General features: G+C 59.8%; 10 protein-coding genes. 5 read left to right on the forward strand and 5 right to left on the reverse strand.

Annotated features, from left to right (window positions below):
- Positions 1–22: 22 nt before the first annotated feature.
- Complete coding sequence (ppc, locus tag AC6H1L_RS14520; RefSeq protein ID WP_497598204.1) at positions 23–2953, reverse strand: phosphoenolpyruvate carboxylase; 2931 nt, start codon at positions 2951–2953, stop codon at positions 23–25.
- Positions 2954–3588: 635 nt separating this feature from the next.
- The gene (locus AC6H1L_RS14525; RefSeq protein ID WP_497598205.1) at positions 3589–5097 is read right to left on the reverse strand and encodes a carbohydrate binding domain-containing protein; all 1509 of its coding nucleotides are present in this window, start codon (positions 5095–5097) and stop codon (positions 3589–3591) included.
- 520 nt (positions 5098–5617) lie between these two features.
- On the opposite strand from AC6H1L_RS14525, the gene AC6H1L_RS14530 reads away from it, so the two are divergent.
- Positions 5618–5770 (forward strand): hypothetical protein, encoded by a 153-nt coding sequence (locus AC6H1L_RS14530; protein WP_497598206.1) that lies wholly within the window; start codon positions 5618–5620, stop codon positions 5768–5770.
- Here AC6H1L_RS14530 and AC6H1L_RS14535 read toward each other — a convergent pair.
- Positions 5767–6156 (reverse strand): ACT domain-containing protein, encoded by a 390-nt coding sequence (locus AC6H1L_RS14535; protein WP_497598207.1) that lies wholly within the window; start codon positions 6154–6156, stop codon positions 5767–5769. The genes AC6H1L_RS14530 and AC6H1L_RS14535 overlap by 4 nt on opposite strands.
- Before the next feature lie 421 nt (positions 6157–6577).
- Between AC6H1L_RS14535 and AC6H1L_RS14540 the strand changes: the two genes are divergently transcribed.
- The 4 genes from AC6H1L_RS14540 (at position 6578) to gltB (ending at position 15773) form a co-directional block, all read left to right on the forward strand.
- Complete coding sequence (locus AC6H1L_RS14540; protein ID WP_497598208.1) at positions 6578–8146, forward strand: APC family permease; 1569 nt, start codon at positions 6578–6580, stop codon at positions 8144–8146.
- 568 nt (positions 8147–8714) lie between these two features.
- A complete protein-coding gene (locus tag AC6H1L_RS14545) occupies positions 8715–9701 on the forward strand; it encodes a serine/threonine protein kinase (protein ID WP_497598209.1) in 987 nt (328 codons plus the stop codon).
- A 109-nt stretch (positions 9702–9810) separates the two neighbouring features.
- On the forward strand, positions 9811–10680 hold the full coding sequence (locus tag AC6H1L_RS14550) for a metallophosphoesterase (RefSeq protein WP_497598210.1): 870 nt from the start codon (positions 9811–9813) through the stop codon (positions 10678–10680).
- A 530-nt stretch (positions 10681–11210) separates the two neighbouring features.
- Positions 11211–15773, forward strand: coding sequence for a glutamate synthase large subunit (gene gltB / locus AC6H1L_RS14555; RefSeq protein WP_497598211.1), 4563 nt, complete (start codon positions 11211–11213; stop codon positions 15771–15773).
- Positions 15774–15988: 215 nt separating this feature from the next.
- Here the strand turns inward: gltB and AC6H1L_RS14560 are convergent, their stop codons facing one another.
- Complete coding sequence (locus AC6H1L_RS14560; protein ID WP_497598212.1) at positions 15989–17692, reverse strand: MDR family MFS transporter; 1704 nt, start codon at positions 17690–17692, stop codon at positions 15989–15991.
- Positions 17693–17885: 193 nt separating this feature from the next.
- The gene (locus tag AC6H1L_RS14565) at positions 17886–18479 is read right to left on the reverse strand and encodes a TetR/AcrR family transcriptional regulator (protein WP_497598213.1); all 594 of its coding nucleotides are present in this window, start codon (positions 18477–18479) and stop codon (positions 17886–17888) included.
- Between the last annotated feature and the right edge of the window lie 204 nt (positions 18480–18683).

The following is an 18683-nucleotide window of genomic DNA, read 5'->3' on the forward strand; positions in this document are numbered from 1 at the left end:
CGCTCGCTTGCTTTCTCGCGGCTTAACCGGTATTGCGCAGACCGGCGGCGATCCCATTGATCGTCAGCAACACGGCGTAGGTCAGACGCGCGCGCTCACGCTCCTGCTCGCCGGCCTCCTGCTGTTCCGCCTTACTCAAGTCCAGTGGCCCGCCGAGGGAGCGCAGCCGGCGGAGCAAAACCACCTGGAAGTAGCTCAGCGGGTCCACATAAGGATTGCGCAGACGGATCGAACGCTGCAACACCGGCGAGTTATCGAGCAGCGCCTTGCCTCCCACAATGCGTAGCAGCCAACTACGCGTCCGCTCGTACTCCGCCTCGATCTCCGCAGAGATCCGCTGACGTAGCTGCTCGTCGGCCACCAGCGTCGCATAGTGGCGAGCAATGTGCATATCGGCCTTTGAGAGCGTCATCTGCAGGTTATCGAGGAAAGCGCGCATAAAGGGCCAGGAGCGATACATCTCCTGAAGCTCGCGCAAGCCCTCTGGCTCGGCCTGCACAAACTCCTCGATGGCCCCGCCGATTCCATACCAGCTTGGCAGCACATAGCGGCTCTGCATCCAGGAGAAGACCCAGGGGATAGCGCGCAACTCCTCAATATTGCGTCCGCCGGTACGGCGCACCGGACGCGAGCCGATATTGAGCCAGCCAAGTTCGAGAATGGGGGTGGCCTGCTCAAAGAAAGTCAGAAACTCGCGATCCTCGTAGATCAGGCGGCGGTAGCGCTGATAAGCGCTCTGCGACAGACGATCCATGATCTGGCCCCAGCGCGGCGGCTCCTCGCAGGGCTGAGCCTGGGGGAGGCTTGACTCAATGACTCCCGTAACCACCAGCTCCATATTACGCAGAGCGATCTCATGCAGCCCATACTTAAACGAGAGCATCTCCCCCTGTTCGGTGATGCGAATGCGCCCGTTGACCGTCCCCGGTGGCTGGCCAAGAATCGCCTCATAAATCGGGCCGCCGCCGCGCCCGATGGCTCCGCCGCGACCATGAAAGATCGTAATCCCGATGCCATAGCGCTCCCCAAGAGCTGCCAGACGCTGCTGAGCCTGATAAAGCTCCCAGCCGGAGGTGAGCATACCGCCGTCCTTGCTGCTATCCGAGTAGCCAAGCATAATCTGCTGCTCATTACCATGACTGGCCACCCACTGGCGATAGAGCGGGAAGCGGAAAGCCGCCTCCATAATCTGGGAGCAGCCGCGCAGGTCGGCGATGGTCTCAAAGAGCGGCACAATCGGCAAAGCGCTAATCCCGGCCTCCTTGCAGAAAAACTGCACCTCCAGCAAATCGCTCAGCGTGCGGGCCATGCTAATAATATAGCAGGTCACCGCACGCGGACCGAACTCCTCGCGCGCTTGGCGAATAGCCTCGAAGGTTCCCAGAACTGTTGCCGTCTCGCGACTCAACTGGAGACCGCGGCGTGGCAAGACACGCGGATCACGGAGCAGACGCGCTAACAACTGGACCCGCTCCTCTTCATTCATCTCCAGATAGTCTTTGGCAGGCGAGCCGGCGCCTTCCGCGGCCAGAGTGGCCGCCAGACCAGTGACGCGTAGCAGCTCCGAGAGCGCCTGTGCATGGCGCTCACTGTGCTGGCGCACGTCAAGGGCAGCAAAATGGAACCCGAACAGCTCCACCTGGCGAATCAGGCGCGCCAGCGCCCCATTGGCTACCTCGCGCTCGCCATCAGCCAGCAAGCTCGTATAGACAAGGCGCAAATCAGCTAACAGCTCCTCGGCATCGCGATAGGCCACCGAGCGCTGAAAGGACGACGCTGCTTCACCCACTTCCTCAGCCTGGGCCGGGGCCACAGCCGCTAACGTTGCTCCCAGGCGTTTCCACATAAACGACAGCTTGCGCCGATACGGCTCCAGGCGTGTCTGCTCGCCCAGTTCGCGATCATATTCTGGCAGACGAGCGGCATCCTCCTCGATCGAGCGGCGCAGCTCCTCAGTCACCGTGCTGTAATTAATCGACTGTGAATACTCCCGAGCCAGCGCCTCAATTGAGCGGCGATAATGTGTCAGCAAGCTGGCCCGCTGCAAACGGAGAGCCTGCAGCAGTGTCTCCGGGCCAACATTGGGATTCCCATCCTGATCACCGCCAATCCAGGAGCCAATACGCAAGAAAGGAGGTACGCGTAGATCAAGATCAGGATAATGCTGTTCAAGCAGCCGCTCAAATTCCTCGTAAAGCTCAGGCAGCGCGTCGTAGATGATCTCGTCGAGATAATAGATGCCCATCTTCACCTCATCCACTGGCTGCGGGCGCACATGCCGAACAGCATCAGTGCGCCAAAGCAAAGCAATAGTGCTTTCCAGCTCGCGTTGACGCAGCCAGGGACGCTGAGGCTGACCAGGCAGATGACCATATTCGCGATCATAGGCATCGAGCAAATCGGCCACCTGACGCGATTTGATGATCAACGCGCGACGCGTTGCCTCGGTCGGATGGGCTGTAAAGACCAGCTCAATGGAAAGGCGTTGCAAGAGCGAGCGCAGAGTCTCGCTGTCGACCCCATGCTGATCGAAGAACCGCATCAGGGCCGCGAGCGAGCCGCGCTGCGGCGTCGGCTCCGGGCCATGCTCATGTTCACGGCGGCGCCGAATACGGTGATATTGCTCCGCCGTATTGACCAGGTGGAAGTAGATCGTGAAGGCGCGGATCACATCGATCGCCATCCGCAAATCGCAGCCTTCCACGACCCGCATAATCTCGGCATCCAGTGCCTCGATCTCTCGCCTTAACTGCTCTGCCTCTGCCCCCTCGGCATGGGTAAGCTGCTCAGCGTAATCGCGAAGGCGCTTGCAGCTACGGCGGAGGTGTTCCACAGTCTCAAACACCTCGCTGCCCCCGTATTGCTGAATAGCGCGCCCCAGCGCATCGCCAAGCATACGGATATCGCGACGCAAGGGAGCATCTTTCTCCTGACGGCGTTCTTGCTCAGACATAGAGAAGCATCCTTTTCAATGCGCTCAGATGCATAGCCCTGCTCTGTAAGAGGAGGGGCCAGACCCTTCCCGGCCTGATCGGCTCTCTGCGACTCCGGCAGCCGATCCCGCTTAGCTTCCTGCTCTCTGGCCTGCTGACATCACAGCTGACATCACAACGCTGCCGTAGCCGTAGCCCTATGACCCCAGATGGCCCGGGACGGGATAACACAGATGGCGGCCCCATGCCTCATCATCCACGGAAGACCCCTGGACAGGAAGACAATCGCACAATCAACGTTGCAGCAACTCGCGTCAGTGGTGGGTCAACGGTCCTTGTGAGAGGCTCATCATTGCGCCGTCACTAGCAATTGTAGCACATCAGCGCACCAATAGTCGTGCTTCTGAAAGAGAGAGCAGATCTGCTTGCTATCTTGCTTGCCATTGGGTCCGGCATATGGACCCGACAGGAGTAGCCTGGGACGAAAAGACCTGTAGCCAGCCCTGCTCTCAAAGCACACGCAGGCACCTGGGTGCAGCTCAGAGCCTAAGATGCTGGCTACAGGTTTCAGCAAGGGTCAGGCCTTCCTCAACAGAGGCCGGCAGCGACTCGCTGGCCTCCCTGAGCGATGACTGCCAGCTCCGCTGCGCTCGCCCTAGCGCAGCGACACATCATCAACATAGACCGCCCCCTGAGCATACCAGCCATGAACATAAATCGTCACACTGGTTGTCGAGGGACCGGTGGTAAACGATACCGCTAGCTGCGTATAGCTCGTGCTGCTGGTCCAATTGCTGGCGCCGCCGCTGATCCCAAGGTACGCGTAGGGACCATCCACATACGCGCTCAGCGTATACGTATGATTGGGTTGCACACTGATCGTCTGCGTACACTGGCCAGTCGTTGAATTGCTCGGTGCCAATTGCAAAGCATAGGAACCGCTATGGACCGGCGAAGTCACTACGCGGTCGCCGGCGTCGCAGCTCCAAGGCGAAAGCGAACCGCTTTCAAAGCCAGGATTGGCCGCCAAATTTCCCCCGGTCGGCGTTGGCGAAGGCGTCAGCGTAGGAGTAGGCGTCTGGCCAGGGGTAGGCGTAGGCGTAGTTGGCTGAGATGTCGGGGTAGGCGTAGGACTGCTCGTACCCCCACTGGTGAACTGGTTAAAGAGCCTCGAAAAGTCAAATGGCTGCTGTTGGATGCCGCTGCAGGTGGGCGACACATAAGCCCCGTTGTTGGGACAGGGCTGATCACGGCCCGCCGACCACATCGACAGCTCGCCCAGCCCATTCTGCTGCGCAAACGTCAGCAGCTGCTGAGCATCCTGTAGCGTAAAGACCTCGGGCGACACATCGTTCAGCCCAATCATCGGCGTCACCCCGATCATTGCCCACAGCTGAGCGCTCGACTTGCCGGGGTAGAGGCTCTTCAACTGATTAAACGTGCTCTGAGCGGCACTTATCGCGTTCTGTCCCATCTGATTGGGCGGGGCCGAACTGCCGTAATCCATCGCCATAATATTGACCATCCCTACATTTACCCCGTTGGAGATAGCATTCTGCAGCAGGTTCAGGCCATCCTGGGTCAGGCCCGAGGGCATCACCGGCAGCGTGTACGAAACGAACAGGCCCGGATTGGCCGCTTGTAAGGCTGCAATCGCCTTATTGCGCCGATCGACCGAGGCTGAGTCTGCAATGGCCGCCCCCTCGATATCGAAATCGATGCGCTTCAACTGGTAATTCGTCACCACGGCCTGATACTGGGCCTGCAGACTGCTCACGCTGCTACAGGCCTGGGCCAGCTCGATACCATTAGCCCCGCCAAACGAGACAATGACATCGCCGCCCAAAGCGCGCAGGTTGCTGATATCGCTCTGCAAGAAGCCCTGATTAACCGGCGTCGTTCCGTTCCACTCAGCCTGGCAGCTCCCGCCACCATTGATAATAAAGGCCAGCGTATAGAACTTCACGCCAATCTGCTGGGCCGTTTGCGTGAGCTGGAAAGTCGGGTACAGTCCCGTATCAACGTAGGGGGCAAAGTAATGCGCCGGGAAGCCGGCGGCCTGCGCCGGCTGACTTTGGCGGAGTTGCCAGCCAGCAAGAAGGCCAGCGGCTAACAGGACCGAGAGAACGACGAAAGCGATAGGACGCGCGAATCTCTGTTGCATCGTTGCTCCTTTGCTGCATCATGCATCGGTAATAGCGAAAACAACCAGCCAAGAGGGAGGAAGGTCGCAGCCATGCGCAGAAAAGAGGATCGGAAAAGCGTGCAGCGCAGCCTTGCGCATGGCCAGCCGACACAGGCTCAGGGGGAAGAGCGGAGCGAAGGAGAGGCATCGCTTACCTCCTGATTGAGCACCTCATCGTAGAGGTGACATAAGGTTTGCAGCGCCGTCTGATCACCGACATAGTATCCGAACTGAGCGCGGACCTGATTAGCCCGACACAAGAGAAAGCAAAGACCTGGTGACCGGCCCGGCCAAGGACCAGGCCAGAGAGGCCACGCTGCCTGGCAACCTCACCTTGACGGCCAAGACGCGCGGCCTCACTCTGGCCTGCGGCAGGCGAAACATGGTGACCAGGCATAGGCCAGCTTGAGCGTCACCTTCTGCCCGCGTAGAACGAGCCGGCGAAACCGAACAAAACCTTTCCGATGAGATAGTAGTCTCCCAAGGATTAGATGTCAAGATGTATAGTCCACTTTACCTGGATCACCCGGCCTGGAGCGAAACAGGCATAGGCCGCCTAGAGGAGGGCGGCCTCGGGTTAAGCGAGTCGATGGGGAGAGGAGGAGGAGGGAGAGAGAAAAAGAAAGAGCAAACGCAGGCACTTGCTCGCTAAGTACGGAAGCGATGACCAGCCTTTTCCAGGACCTCCCTGGCGTGCTCCAGATCCTCAACCTTGACCAGAATATGATCGGTCTCATAAGTAGCGATGGCCAGGACACTAATATTGGCCTCAGCGAGAGGCAGAGCCAAAGAAGCGTGAACGCCGGCCACAGAAAAATCGAAAGGGCCATCGACGCGCAGGCACTTCCAGCCACGCTCAGCCACATAGCCCTCCAGAGGGACATTCTCCTCACAGCACACGACAGACAGCTCATAAGGGGTACGTGTCAACGAAATAAAGTCCTCCCCGATCAAGGCCCAGTGAGGGATAGGGCCATTGGGATCAAGACGGCAGACAGCATATTGGCCGGGCAAGATTGAAAGCGTCAATTGCCGCATAGAACGATCTGACTCCCTTCTTCGACAACAGCAACAGAGCAAGAAAGCAGAGCAGCGCCGAGATCTGTGCCTTTTGCACAATTGCCCGCCCCGCACCTACAAGAGAGAGGCCGGACAGGGCCGGGTTACGGAAGGCAAAAAGCCCCCACATCGTCAAGTATAGCCGCCGAAACCGTCGGCGTGATTGTGCACAATGCATGAATCCCATGCCTGACTTTTTGATGGATTGCCTCTACTTTTCGGGGAGGGAGCGGCGCTACACTACTAGCGTGGGGAAGAGCAAGAAACGAGCGTGCGGTGATTGCCCGGTAGCTCTTTCCGCGGTGGAGCGCCACGACGGCGGGCAGCAGAGGTAACGAGGCCAGCCCTAATCATCACACCTTCCTTCCTGGGATTGCGCTGCTAGAAAAGGAGGTTCCTCATGGCGACAGAAACCGGTGGAGAGGTGCGCATGCAGCCCACCCTGGGGCTGACGGGGGTCACCATCAACGCGATGGCCCTGATTGCGCCGGGCGCCTTTCTATGGACCACCTACCAGATCCAGGCGGTACCGTCATCGGCGATGAACATGTGGTTTTCGGTTTTCATTGCCACAGCCATCGCCATGCTTACTGCCATTGCCTACGCGACCCTGGCCAAGCGCTACCCCGAAGCGGGTCCTGGCAGCTCCTACTATTTTGCTGAGGCGGCGGTTTTGCAGCAAGAGGAGCACCGGCATTTCAAATTTGCCCGCCTGAGCAAATTCATCGTTGGCTGGGCCTCACATCTCTACTACTGGATCTACCCGGGCGTGATGGTAGCCTTCATGGGCCTGGTGATCACCTATATCATCCAGACCTTTATTCCCAGCTTCGGCGCGCCCTGGCAAGAGGTGCTGGTCTGCATTATCTTCGCCGTGATCGTAGGAGCCATTGCCTACGTCGGCGTCACTGGCGCCACGCTGGCCAACATCATCATTAATGCCATCCAGATCATCGCGCTGGTCAGCTTCTCGATCCTTGCCATCGTCTACCGTATCCAGCATCCTGAGCTGCATTACATGCATCCCAATCCGCTCAGCGTAGTAACGCCGCACGACCTGGGCGGATTGATCTTCCAGTCGACAATTGCCATCCTATTGGTGGTCGGTTTCGAGTCGGCCACGGCCCTGGCTGCCGAAGCCAAGAATCCGGCGCGCGATATTCCACGTGGGGTCATTCTCTCGCTAGTGATCCAGGCTGTGATCTTCTACTTCCTGGAGTACTTTGCCGCCAACTTCGTGATCAACGATGCATACAAAAATGCCAGTGGCAGTGGCTTTGCGGCGGCCAATGGCTCGGTAGCTCCCATTGGTGACCTGGCGCGCATCATTGGCGATAGCCTGCTGGGGGGTAACGGTCTGGCCTACGCCATGATGCTAGCCGCTAGCGTAGTGGTGGCCCTGGTTGGTACCTCGCTCTCCTGTCTGAACACGGGAGTGCGTGTCACCTATGCGATGGGCAAAGACACCGAGCTGCCGGTGGTCTTCGGCTTCCTTCATGGGCGCTTCCGCACACCCCACGTCGGCGTCATTGTCCTGACGATCATTTCTGCGCTTGTCGGGTCATACGGCGTACTGAACGTCAATAACCTGACGCAGGTGACCCTGATCTCGAACATCGGCACCTTCCTGCTCTATGGGATGACCTGCCTGATCTGTCTGATTGCCTTTCGCGGTGTGCCGGGGCGAAGCCTCTTCTCAACGATCATTGCCCCGGGCCTGGGCGCGATCATGAACATCCTGATGCTGATCGGCGTGCTCTACTACGCGATCACAGCGGGCGGGGCCTCGCAGCTCAACACGATCATCGCCGCTGCCTTTGCCATCGCCTGGTTGGTCATCGGCTTCGCCTATCTCTACATCCGCAAGCTGGTGACAGGCACGCCCATCCTCTACCCGCCAGACCACAAGGAGAAAGTAGGAATGCAGATCGGCGCTGGCTCCGGGGTCCTGTCGGGCGAGAGCAGCTAGAGGCTCCTGTGCTTTAGCGGACGGCGCTGGGCCTGGCGATGGAGCCTGCTTCAGAGCGAGCCAGGCCAGCAGCGATTGTGCAAACTGTTCCTCTCAGTGTGTTTGCCTGTTCCTGTCATGAGCTGGTCGAGCAGGAGGCTGGAGAGACGAAGCTTCGCCCTGCGGCGCGGCAACGGGGCAGCCGGGGCAGCCAGCTCTCTAGCTAATCCTGCCGGCCTGGCTCCACGTCCCGCCACAATCTACAGACACTAAGTACGCCATGTACACTGTACCCGGCGGCTCCGACCTGGAGGCCAGGCGCCGAACCAACCACCAACCGACAGAGTGGCGTTCCTGGCAGGCAGGCAGAAAGTGGGTGAAAGATGAACTAGCTAAGCAATAAACCTGGCGAAGAGGAAGAAAGAGGGAGTGAATGAGGGAGGCAAAGTCGCTGGCGGACTCCTTGATGAGCGCCAGGCTGGCTCTGCTGCTGGAGAGGCAAAGACTGGCGAGACTCCCCCTTTTATGCTACACTGGGGAGAGACAGACTGGCACTGGCAACTATCTCGCGGAAAGGCATACGGAGCCGATGCAAGGGGCCTATCCACCGGGGACGCGCATCGACCACTATGAGATCGTGCGCATGCTGGGCCACGGCGGTATGAACCGCGTCTATCTGGCCCGTGACCTGCACAACCAGGAGCTGGTCGTGCTCAAGTTCCCTAATAGTGAGCTGATTGGGAACATCGCCGTCTTCGAGCGCTACAAGCGCGAGGCCGAGATCGGTCATCGAATCAACCATCCTTACATCCAGCGCTTGCTAAATGTAGACGAACCGCGCTCCGAAGATTACCTGGTGATGGAATATATCAAGGGGCGCTCGCTGAGAGAGATCCTGGAGGAGCGCGCTCCCGAGCCCCTGCCGGTGGCTGAAGCCTTGCGCATTGCCATTCAGATCTGCGAGGCGCTGGCCTATTGCCATGAGCATGGAGTCTTTCACCGTGATATTAAGCCTGAGAACATCATGATTCAGGAGAATGGCGACGTTAAGATCATTGACTTCGGCATTGCCCTTCTTGAAGGGGCGCGACGCGTGACCTGGCGTGGCCTCTCCAGTACGGTGGGTACTCCTGACTACATGTCGCCGGAGCAGCTGAAAGGCGAGCGCGGTACCGCCCGCTCTGATATCTATGCGGTGGGGATTATCCTCTACGAGATGCTCTGCGGTCGTACCCCTTTCGAGGGGGAGAATGTCTTTGCCATCATGAATCAGCATGTCTCGCAAGACCCTCCCTCGATTCTGAAGTACAATCCGCATCTCTCGCCGGAGCTGGAGACCGTTGTGATGCGGGCGATTCGGCGCGATCCTCAGAAGCGCTATCAAAGCATGCAAGAGCTGCTCCACGATTTGCGCAATCTTGAAGAAGTCAAGCCAGTGCCGTACACGCCTGATCCTGTCCAGCTCGATCAAACGGGGCGCCTGGTGCTTCTCGCCTCCCTCGCCATCATCGCCATCTCCCTCGCGATCATTGCTTTCGGGTTTTTGTTGCAGTTTCTGCATCATGCAGCGCGCTAGCGTGAGTGGGCCACTCATTTCCTCCTGGAGAGCTACTACTTGCGTGGGTGCTTGCTGCTAGATGCCTAGAGTCTTCGTGGTTCCTTGGGACAGAAGGGGGGCGATTCGCATGTCCGTGTCCGCAGCGGTGCCAGTACCAGTCTATCTTGTCGGCGACGTGCATGGCCATCTCAAGAAGCTGCTTGCACTCCTGCAGCGGGTCCAACTGATCGATAGTCAGCACCACTGGAGTGGGGGGCGGGCCAGGCTGTGGTTCTTAGGTGACTTTGTTGATCGCGGACCGCATGGTATTGCGGTCATCGAACTTGTCATGCGTCTCCAGCAGGAAGCGGCGGCGGTGAGTGGGAGCGTTGAAGCCCTGCTGGGAAATCACGAATTACTCTTGCTGGCAGCCTATCGCTTCGGCAGACGTTCCACCGGTCTCGGCAGTAACTTTCTCACGCGCTGGCGCAAAAATGGTGGCCAACGCGCAGACCTGGCCGCTCTCCGTCAGCATCACATCGACTGGTTGTTGCGGCTACCGGCGATCGCGCTGGTCGACGACCATTTACTCATCCATGCTGATGCGCCGCTCTACCTTCGCTGTGGGAGAACACTGGAAGAGGTCAACGCTCACTTCGCGCGCCTCTTGCGTCTCAGCGATGCCCTCGCCTGGGAAGAAACACTAGAAGATTTTGGGGCGCGTGGCCTTTTTGCCAACCCCTTCGTAGGCACTGAGATGGCCCAGCGTTTCCTGCGCACGTTCGGAGGTCGTTGCCTGGTACATGGCCATACGCCGATTAGCTTCATGACTGGCCAGGCCGCCGGCAGAATCGTTGATCCCTGGATCTATGCCGACGGGCACTGTATTAACATCGATGGTGGCCTCCATCTGGGCGGCGCAGGTCTGCTCTATCAGCTTCGCTCGGAGCGTCACAGGCCTGCAGCTCTTCTCTCTGAGGATAGTACTACAGCAGCGCTTAAGGCCGCGGCGAGCTAGGGAGGCAGACAAACAGGTGGAGTTCACAGTGACTTTGGCTCCTCTCTACTGGCCAGCGTCTCCTTGCCTGCTGCGCTCCGCTGCCTGTGAACAGTGAAAGTGCCAGACTCTTCTTCTTCTTCCTTAAAGCCCTCCTGAACTCCTGAGACAGGCCGCGTGTGGGAACAGGGCAGTTCTCATGCGAGTAGCTCGCTGGACGGAGCCTGGAGGCCGTGAGCGACTGTTACAGTGCTCACGGCCTCCGTTCCGTGCCTGCTGCGCGGGTTTCCCCTTGCCAAAAACCGTGTTCGTATGTTACACTTTTTGAACAGCGAACGCTGGTTGTTCGGCTGTATGGACCGTGACCAGGTGTCCGCGAGCCCCGCCGCTCTTCCCCGACCAATGCCGCTCATGTGTGCGCATCTGTGCGCCCTGTAATCCTGTCTATCCCGATGACCTCGGCGAGCGCTGTTCTGGTCGCCGACACAGTGTGGCTCCAACGCTGGTGCCTCCTGGTCTTCTATGCTGTCTGTTTTACAGGAGGGCAATCTATGCAGCACCACGCTTCTGCTGATCCTGCATATCCGCTCTACGATGCCCGGTGGGAACATGATGCCTGTGGCACAGGCTTTATTGTACAGATTTCCGGAGAGCGCAGTCATGCGCTGGTAGAGATGGCTCTGGAGGCGCTGGCTCGCCTGACCCACAGGGGAGCCCAGGACGCCGATGCCGAGACCGGCGATGGTGCTGGCGTGCTGACTCAGCTTCCGACGGATCTATTCCGCGCGGAGCTGGAAAACCAGGGGATTACGCCGCCTGCTGCTCAGGCGTTGGCTGTGGGCATGCTCTTTCTCCCCCCTCGCGAGCGCTATCCCGAGGAACTGGCGGCCAGTCGCCAGATCGTTGAGCAGACGCTGGCCGAGTTGGAGATCCCGCTGTTGCTCTGGCGCCAGCCGCCTCTTGATGAGAGCGTGCTTGGCTCGCAGGCGCGCGCCACGCTGCCAACGATTTCCCAGGTTTTGCTTGCATGTCCAGACAAGCTTACCCCAGAAGAGTTCGATGCCACTCTCTATTATGCGCGCCGTCTGATCGAGCGCCGCTGGCTGGAGGCTAAGCTCTCCAGGGCCTATGTCGTTTCTCTCTCTCGCCACACGCTGGTTTATAAGGGCCTGATGGCCCCCGATACTCTGGCACGCTTCTACCGCGACCTGGCCAACCCTCTCTATACCAGCGCTTTTGCCATCTTCCACCAGCGTTACAGTACCAATACGTTTCCCTCTTGGCAGTTGGCCCAGCCTTTCCGTATGCTGGCCCACAATGGCGAGATCAATACCTTGCTAGGTAACCGTAACTGGATGCGGGCCCGTGAGAAGGGCCTGACTGCCGCCCGCTGGGGGGAGAAGCTGGCTGATCTGTTGCCCGTCATTCAGGAAGGCGGCAGCGACTCGGCCCAGCTCGATAACGTGCTGGAGTTCCTGACCTGTTCTGGCCGGGACCTGCTGCATAGTATGCAGATGCTGATTCCACCGGCATGGGAGCAGATGCCCGAACTGGATCATGCATGGCGGGCCTGGTGCGAGTACCACGCGGGTCAGATTGAGCCTTGGGATGGACCGGCGGCCTTGGTCTTTAGCGACGGGCGCTTTGTGGGGGCCGCGCTTGACCGCAACGGCCTGCGTCCGGCGCGCTATACTCTGACCTCGAACGGGCTGCTGATTCTGGCCTCTGAGGTTGGGGTCATTCCCTGTGAGCCACATGAGGTAGTCGAGAAAGGGCGCCTGGGGCCAGGGCAGATGATTGCCGTGGACCTGGAGCGTCATACTGTCTTGCGCGATGAGGACATCAAGAGGCTGTTGGCGCAGCGTCAGCCATACGAGCAGTGGCTAGATGCTCATCTGGTGCGTTTGACGCGTCTGCCCCAGGTGGTATCGTCGGAGCTCTGTAGTGATCAACCGGAGTCGGATGCCGAAGCCCTTTTTCAGCGCCAATTGCTCTTTGGCGTAACCAATGAGGATGTTGAGCTAATTCTGCGCGCGATGGTTCAGAGCGCCAAAGAGCCGATCTGGAGCATGGGCGATGATACCCCACTTGCTTCCCTCTCGCTGCGCTCCCGCTCCCTGGCCGACTACTTCCACCAGCGTTTCGCTCAGGTGACCAATCCGCCCATCGATCCTTTGCGTGAGCAGGTGGTCATGTCACTAGACTGCTATTTAGGACGGCGGGAAAGCCTGCTCACTGAGTCGCCGCGCCATGCGCATCTCATTCACCTGGAGACGCCACTGCTCACCGAGGCTCAGCTCGCGACGCTGCGCCATCTGGAGGAACAGGGGTTCCGGGCGCGTACGCTGGAAGCTACTTTCCCGCTGGCTGAAGGTCCTGCGGGGCTAGAGGCCGCTTTAGCGCGTCTCGAGCGTGAGGCGGTAGCGGCTGTTCAGGAAGGCATAGACCTTTTGATTTTGAGCGACCTCGGGGCCGATCTGGAGCATGTGCCTGTTCCGATGCTGCTGGCCGTCGGGGCTGTGCATCAGGAGCTGATCCGTCAGGGGCTACGGACCTCTGTGTCGCTGATTTGTGAGACCGGTGCCGCCTGGGATATTCATCAGATTGCCTTGCTGCTTGGCTACGGTGCAGAGGCCGTGATGCCGGCGGTGGCCCTGGCCACCGTGCGCGCCCTGGCTGGTGATCGTCATCTGGAGTCGATCACTCCCGAGGAAGCGGTTGAGCGCTACTTCCACGGTGTCGAAGAGGGCCTGCGCAAGGTCATGGCGCGCATGGGCATTTCCACGGTGCGCAACATTATTGGCGGTGGCCAGTTCGAGATCGTGGCGCTGGACCCGGCCCTTGTGGAGCGCTGCTTTGCCGGCTCCCCTGCTCATCCGGGCAAGATCGGCCTTGAACAGATCGCGCGCCAGTTGATCGACCATCATCAAAAGCTGGTCCAGTCCGCGGATCAGCCGGCTGCGGCTGGAGCGGCGCGCGCGGCTGCCGCTGCGGCTCATCAGCGGCGCAAGCTGCCCGAGGCTGGCTACTATCGCTATCGCCGCGACGCGGAGTATCACGCCTTTAACCCGCTGGTTGTGCGCGCCTTGCAGAAGGCAGCGCAGACCGGTGATCCCGAGGACTATCGCCACTTTACTGAGCTTGTCTATGGGCGCCCGCCTACCAATATTCGCGATCTGCTCAGCTTTGTGCCACGTGAACCCATTCCCATCGACGAAGTTGAGCCGGTCGAAGCCATTCGCGCCCGCTTTGTGGTCTCGGCGATGTCGCTGGGAGCTCTCAGTCCCGAGGCCCATCGTACGATTGCCGCCGCTATGAACAGCATTGGCGGGCGCAACAACACTGGTGAAGGTGGCGAAGATCCTGACTGGTACTACGAGCTGCTAGAGGGCCATCCGGTGAGCAGCAAGATTAAGCAAGTGGCTTCGGCGCGCTTCGGCGTGACCACCGAGTATTTGGTACGCGCCGAGGAGCTGGAGATCAAGATGGCCCAGGGATCGAAGCCGGGCGAGGGCGGGCAGCTTCCGCCCAACAAGGTAACACCCTTCATTGCTCGTCTGCGCCATACGGCGCCAGGTGTGCCTTTGATCTCGCCGCCTCCCCATCACGATATCTATAGCATTGAAGATCTCGCGCAATTGATCTACGATCTGCGCCAGGTGAATCCGCGGGCGCGCATAGGCGTTAAGCTCGTATCGAGCAAAGGGGTCGGCACTATCGCGGCGGGCGTGGCCAAGGCCCATGCCAACTACATTCATATTGCCGGTCACGATGGCGGTACTGGGGCTTCGCCGTTCCAATCTATCAAGCATGCAGGTATTCCCTGGGAGCTGGGCCTGGCAGAGACACAGCAGACGCTGGTACGCAATGGCCTGCGCAGCCGCGTGAAAGTCCGTGTCGATGGGGGTCTGAAGACAGGACGCGATGTCGTGATTGCCGCCATGCTGGGCGCCGATGAGTTCGGTTTCGGCACAGCGATCATGGTTTCGATCGGCTGCGACATGGCGCGTCAATGTCACCTCAATACTTGTCCGGCAGGCATAGCCACCCAGCGTGAGGATCTGCGCGCCAAGTACACAGGTCGCCCGCAGATGATTGTCAACTATCTGACCCTGTTGGCTCAGGAGGTGCGTGAGATCCTGGCTCAGTTGGGAGTGCGGCGCCTCGACGAGATTATCGGGCGGGCCGATTTGCTGCAGTGTCCCGAGGACGTGCGCATTGAACTGGCGCCCATCCTGGCGACACCGGCGGGGGGCTTTGTGGCACCAGTAGCCCCGCCACCAGGTTCCCAGGTAGCGGCCCAGATCCTCAGCGAGGCCGAGCAGGCCCTGAACGGTGAGCGTAGCGTCTTTACGCAGCATAGCATCCAGAACGCCGATCGCACGGTTGGGGCCAGCCTGGCCGGCGAGATCGCACGACGCTATGGTAACAAGGGGCTACCGGGCGTGAGCGTCACGTGTACGTTCCACGGCTCGGCGGGGCAGAGCTTTGGCGCCTTCTGTGTGCCGGGCATGCGGCTTATCCTCAACGGCGAAGCCAACGACTATGTGGGTAAGGGCATGACCGGCGGCCAGATCATTATCATGCCGCCGCCTTCGGCGCGCTACCCGGCCCACAAGAATATCATCATGGGCAATGCGGTTCTCTATGGCGCCACTGGTGGCCAGCTCTTTGCCGCTGGCTGTGCTGGCGAGCGCTTCGCCGTACGCAACAGCGGAGCCTTAGCTGTGGTGGAAGGTGTTGGGGCCCATGCCTGCGAGTATATGACTGGCGGCATGGTGGTAGTCCTCGGCAGCACGGGCATTAACTTCGGAGCCGGCATGTCTGCCGGTGTCGCCTACGTCCTCGATACCGAGGGCGTCTTCCCGCCGCGCTGCAATACTGAGCTGGTCGATCTCCAGCGTATCAACGATCCCGATGAGGCGGAGGCCCTGCGCAAGCTCATTGTGCTTCATCGCAAGAAGACCCATAGCTGGCGCGCAGCCCAGATTTTGGCCGAGTGGGACCACATGCAGCGCTTCTTCTGGCGCGTGGCGCCGCGCGAGCGCGTGCAGACGGCCTGTGATTTCCTTGGGGCCTATCCCGAGGAGAAGCGTGATGCTGTGGGCAGCTAGCCAGTAGCCAACTGCCAGGCCAGGATCAACGCGGGGAGAAAGCTGGCTGGCTGACTCGTACGGAGTGCCTCTTGGAGAGTGCAGAAGCGCTCTCCAAGAGGCACTCTCACTTGTTGAAGGCCCAGCCCAGGGACCCAGCGCTGCCCATACCGCCGGGCCAGGGCGACCGAGGCTGACCGGAGAACGAGCGCCGAAGCTGTCCGGCAGCGTGCTCCTCAGCGCTCTGGCTCAGTCTCTGACATCTGTCCTCCCCCTGCTCCGCTGGCCGGAACGCCTTTGCTCCTCAGCGGTAGCTCCTGTAGAAAGCAAACGGCAATGAGTGTCAGCGCGCTAAGCACGAAGCTGATCAGGAAGGCCTGATGAAGACTGGCAGCCAGAGCCTGGCGTACGGCCTGGACCAGCGCCTGATAGGCAGCCGCGCCCTGGGGGCCGATGCTTGGGAGGTCCGCCTTTAGCCTGGTGAGCGTATTACCGGATGATAGCAGCACCAGAGGATTGGTAAAGATAACGCTTGCGGAGGCAGGCAGATGGCTACGCAGGGCCGCTGGCAGAGCTGCCTGCAAGGCTGGCGTGTAGGAAGCCGCCAGCACGCCACCCAGGATGGCGATGCTCAATGTCCCGCCGAGCTGACGGAAAAAGGCCAGGGCGGCAGTCGCCTGGCCAAGCTTCTGTGGCAAAGCGTTCTGAACGATCGTCGTATAGATCGCCTGGCCAGTACCCATACCGAAGCCCAAGACAAGCATGGCGATCAGCAGGTCGGACCAATGTGAGGCGGCACTGAGGCCTAGTAAGCAGAGTGAACCCGCCAAAGCGCACAGAGCGCCCCCGAGGGCCAGCCACAGATAGCGCCCGGTCCATGACAGCAGCAGCCCCGAAAGGACTGCTCCCCCAATAGCTGTCAATGCCAGCGGGATGGTGATCAGGCCGCTGCTTGTGGCCGAGATCCCGATCACTCCTTGGGCGAAAAGCGGGATAAAGTAAGCGCTTCCCAGCAGGGCCATATTGAGAGTGAACGTTACCAGCGAAGCGATGCCGAAGACACGCCAGCTCGCAGCAAAGAGGCTTGGCTCAACAATTGGCTCTCTTTCTCGCTGCTCCTGATAGCGGGCATAAATCATCAGGAGACAGAGAAAGAGGAGACCAACGCTGAGGAGGCCGATGATCTGAGGTGAGAGCCAGGGATACTGGTTACCGGCCCAGGAGAAGGCCAGCAACAATGGTACCGTGCCAAGCGCAAGCAGCAGAACGCCGGCATAGTCGATAGACACCGTGCGAGCTGGAGGCTTGAGCCTGGGCATCATCATGACCAGGACCAGCAGCGCAGCCAGGCCAACGGGTACGTTCAGCAAGAAGATCCAGCGCCAGGCAAAACGATCGGTTAACCAGCCGCCGGCCAGTGGCCCAATAATCGAACCGAGGGCGTACATCCCTCCCGTAATCCCCATCCATTTCCCACGTTCGCGCGGTGCGAAAAGATCACCGACCGCTGCCGAGACCACCGGTTGCAGGCCGCCAGCCCCCAGGCCCTGCAGTGTACGAAAGGCGATGAGCTGCGGCAATGACTGAGCTAGACCGCTCAATGCGGAGCCGATCAGAAAGAGGCCGATGCTCGCCAGCAGGATCGGTTTGCGACCCATAAGGTCAGAGAGCTTGCCGTAAATAGGAATAGTCACGGTTGAGGCCAGCAGATAGCCGGTGGTGATCCAGGGAATGGTAGCAAAGCCACCCAGATCGGCGCCGATGCGGGGCAGAGCCGTCGCCACAATAGTTTGATCCAGGGTTGTCAGAAAAAGGACCAGCAGCAGGCCACTCATGGTAGCCAGCGTCTGCCGCAGAGAGACATGCTCTGCGGCAAGAGAGGCCGGCAGGCTCACTGCCTCAAGCTGCCTCTGTACTCCTGACTCTGATGAGGGCTGCATCCTGTCTGCTCCTTTCTATGTTCACAGGACAACATGACGTTTATGCGAACAGACGTCTATACAGATCACCGTGAAACACAATGCCACATACTGTCTCAGATGGCGCTGCGCCTCTAGCGGCACCATCCATGCGCCGTCCCTTGTGGGATGCCAGGCCGTAGGTGGCGGCTAGCCAGACAAGCTGCTTCCTTGCCTACGGCTTCAGAAGACGCAAAATCAGCTCAACGGAGAGGCGCTCGGCTCGGTAGCCCATGTACCAGGCACTGGCGGCCAATCCCTGGATCAAGGCCCCATAGAGGAGGGCCAGCTCATCGGGATCGCCGGTGACCACCTGGCCAGCCTGCTGCCCTTCCCTGATCAACTGGCCGAAGATGGCTAGCGTGGCCTGAATGCGTTCGAGCGCCAGCGTACGGATATCGGGGGGAACGGCTTCGCTGATCAGGGCATGGAGCACCACCTGAAAATGAGCGGGATGCTCGCAGATTCCCTGCCAGATATAGCTTGTCAGCCAGGTCAACTTTTCCCAAGGCGTCCCGGCCAGCTTGAGGGCCTGCTCCAGGCCCGTGGCCGTAGCACTCGTCGAGGTTTCAATGAGCGCCTTAAACAGCTCTTCCTTGCTGGGGAAGTAGCGGTAAATCAGGCCCTGACTGATGCCACTCGCCTCCGCGATATCGCTGATGCGCGTCTCGCCCAGACCTTTACGCGCAAAAATCTCCGCGGCCACATGAAGGATCTGACGGCGGCGCTCGTCGCGTATCTGCTGATTGACATGCTCGCTGCGTGGCATTGGCTCAACAACGTGTAAAATAACCTTTTTTACTCTACATTCCTGTTCTGGCTCAGACTGGCCTCCGCCGCTGGGAGAGGCCTTTTGAATGAGTGATCACTCATTCAACACATGAGAGAGTATAAGCGAGCGCTGAGCCGCTGTCAAGAGAGCAGAGAGTGAGGAGCGCTATCGAGCGAGGCAGGCGGAACAGCGAGCGCAGCC

The sequence above is a fragment of the Thermogemmatispora argillosa genome, assembly GCF_059696725.1.